General features: G+C 71.8%; 2 protein-coding genes. One reads left to right on the forward strand and one right to left on the reverse strand.

Annotated features, from left to right (window positions below; all coding sequences use genetic code 11):
* Window positions 1-53: 53 nt before the first annotated feature.
* Complete coding sequence (locus ACYVE9_RS21630; RefSeq protein ID WP_461029554.1) at window positions 54-347, reverse strand: hypothetical protein; 294 nt, start codon at window positions 345-347, stop codon at window positions 54-56.
* 236 nt (window positions 348-583) lie between these two features.
* On the opposite strand from ACYVE9_RS21630, the gene ACYVE9_RS21635 reads away from it, so the two are divergent.
* Window positions 584-2812: sensor histidine kinase (locus ACYVE9_RS21635; protein ID WP_461029555.1), on the forward strand; the 2229-nt coding region annotated here is incomplete at its 3' end.

Raw genomic sequence — 2812 nt, forward strand, 5'->3', positions numbered from 1 at the left:
AGACGCACCGCCCGGTCTCCGCCAGGGGCACCGCCGGCGGGGGCCGGGTGTGCTCAGCGCACGCCGTGTCCGCGGCGCAGCGCGCGGTCGCGGGCGACGCTGCTCGGTGTGGACACCACTCCGTGGCGCTGCACCCACACCTGCCGGGTCACCCACACGTCCAGCACCGCCCAGGTGGCGACGACGGTGCTGGCGACGGTGCTGAGCAGTGCGGGGAACGCGAACCACACCCCGGCCAGCGAGCAGAGCACCGCGACCGTCAGCTGGACGAGGGTGAGCGCGACCACGAGGACCGCGCGCACCGCAGCGGCCCGCACCGGATCCGGTAGCCGTGTTCTGGCGTACATGTCCTCTTCACTCCCCTCACCAAGAATGCCCGATGCGCCGGTTGAGCCGAACGGGGACTCGGCCGAATCCGCCGTCGCATTGTCCGCCCATGAACGGAAACATCCACACCCGTCACCCGGATGTGTCTGCGCCATTGCACGGAGACATCTACGGACGGACCGGGTTGCGGTAGTAGGCTCGCGCCGATTACTGACCTGACATGCCGACGCCGGACGGAATCGACGTAGGGGAGGCCATGCGCTTTCGCGGAAGTTCCATCCGTCGGAAGATCGTGGCGCTGCTGCTTGTCCCGCTGGTGGCCGTCACCTCACTCTGGGCCTTCGCCACCTACCTCACCGGACGCGAGGCCGGGCAGCTGGTCCGGCTCGGGGACATCGTCGAGCAGATCGTGCACCCGGCCGAGGAGACCGTGCAGGAGGTGCAGCAGGAGCGCCGGCAGATCCTGGTGCACCTCGCCGACCCGCGCCGCTCGGACGCGCTGACCGAGCTGCGGCGCCAGCAACGCGCGACCGACCGCGCCGTGGCCCGGATCCGCGGCAACGCCGCCGCGGTGCGCGACGAACTGCCCGCGGACTCCGGACGCCAGCTCGACACCGTGCTGGAACGCCTCGACGGCCTGGACGCGGTCCGCACCAAGGTGGAGAACAACACCCTCTCCCGGGAGAACGCGTTCGCCGCCTACAACGCGGTCGTCGACCCCTGCCACGACCTGTTCACCACCCTGCACGTGATCGAGGACGTCCGGCTCGACAAGGAGTCCCGGGCCCTCGTGGGGGTGGCCCGCGCCCGCGAACTGGTCGCCCGGGAGGACGCGTTGGTGGCCGCGGCGCTCGCCGCCGGCCGGATGAGCAAGCGGGAGGTCCGCGACCTCGGCGACCGGGTCGCCGAACGGGACATCATCTACCGCACCCATCTCCAGGTGCTGCCGGACGAGGACCGCCGGACCTTCGAGGACTACTGGGAAGGCGCGGACGGCCGGACCCTGACCTCCTTCGAGGACGACATCATCGCGGCCGGCGCGGTCAAGGCCGTCAACTCCGCACGCTGGGACGCGGCCGCCACCACGGTCCTGGACGACCTGGCACGACTCGGCGAGGAGGCAGGCGACCGCTACGCCGAACGCATCACCCCCGCCGCGACCACCGTCCTGCTCCAGGCCGGCGTCGCCGGAGTGCTCGGTTTCCTCGCCGTGCTGGTCTCGGTGGTGGTCTCCTTCCGCATCGGCCGCAACCTGGTCCGCGACCTGGGGGCCCTCCGCAAGGAGGCGCACGAGGTGTCCGGCGTGCGGCTGCCCAGCGTCATGCGCAGACTCGCCGCCGGCGAGGAGGTGGACGTCGAGACGGAGGCACCGCGCCTGGAGTACGGCCAGGACGAGATCGGGCAGGTCGGCCAGGCGCTGAACACCCTCCAGCGGGCGGCCGTGGAAGCCACCGTCAAGCAGGCCGACATGCGACGCGGCGTGTCCGAGGTGTTCGTCAACCTGGCCCGCCGCAACCAGGTGCTGCTGCACCGCCAACTCACCCTGCTGGACACGATGGAGAGGCGCACGGAGAACGCCGACGAGCTGGCCGACCTGTTCCGCCTGGACCACCTCACCACGCGCATGCGGCGGCACGCCGAGGGCCTCGTCATCCTGTCGGGTGCGGCCCCCTCCCGGCAGTGGCGCAAGCCGGTGCAGCTGATGGACGTGGTGCGCGCCGCGGTCGCCGAGGTCGAGAACTACGAGCGGATCGAGGTGCGCCGGCTGCCGCGCCTGGCCGTGGAGGGCCCCGCCGTCGCCGACCTCACCCACCTGATCGCGGAACTGCTGGAGAACGCGACCGCCTTCTCCCCGCCCCACACCGCGGTGCAGGTGCTCGGTGGACGGGTGCCCAACGGCTTCGCCCTGGAGATCCACGACCGCGGTCTCGGCATGCCGGCCGAAGCCCTGCTGGAGGCGAACCTGCGGCTGGCGGAGACCCCGGAGTTCGAACTCTCCGACACCGACCGGCTGGGACTCTTCGTCGTCTCCCGTCTGGCGCAGCGGCAGGCCGTCCGGGTCTCGTTGCAGCCGTCGCCCTACGGCGGCACCACCGCGGTCGTGCTGATCCCGTCCTCGGTGCTCACCGAGACCGCGGAGAAGGAGCAGGACCAGCTCGCCGGCACCGGCGAGGACACCGGCAGCCACGCCCTGGAACCGCTGTCGAAGGTGCATGCGGCGCTCACCGAACGGAACCGCGGCACTCCGGTCCCCGGCGCCGGTCGTGGCTTCCGCACCCGCGAGAACGGCGGCCCGATCGAACTGGAAGGCCCGCTGGACGAGTCCGTCCCGAGCGTCGGCAGCCTCTTCCGCGACCTCACCCGCCGCCGCACAGCCGACGCCGACGGTGACCGGCCCAGCCACAGCCGGGACGAGCACAGCCGCGACGAGACCCGCCCGGAGGCGGACGCATCCGCTACCGCAAGGTGTGCGAGGTCGAGAACG

It is taken from the genome of Streptomyces sparsus, from assembly GCF_054776295.1.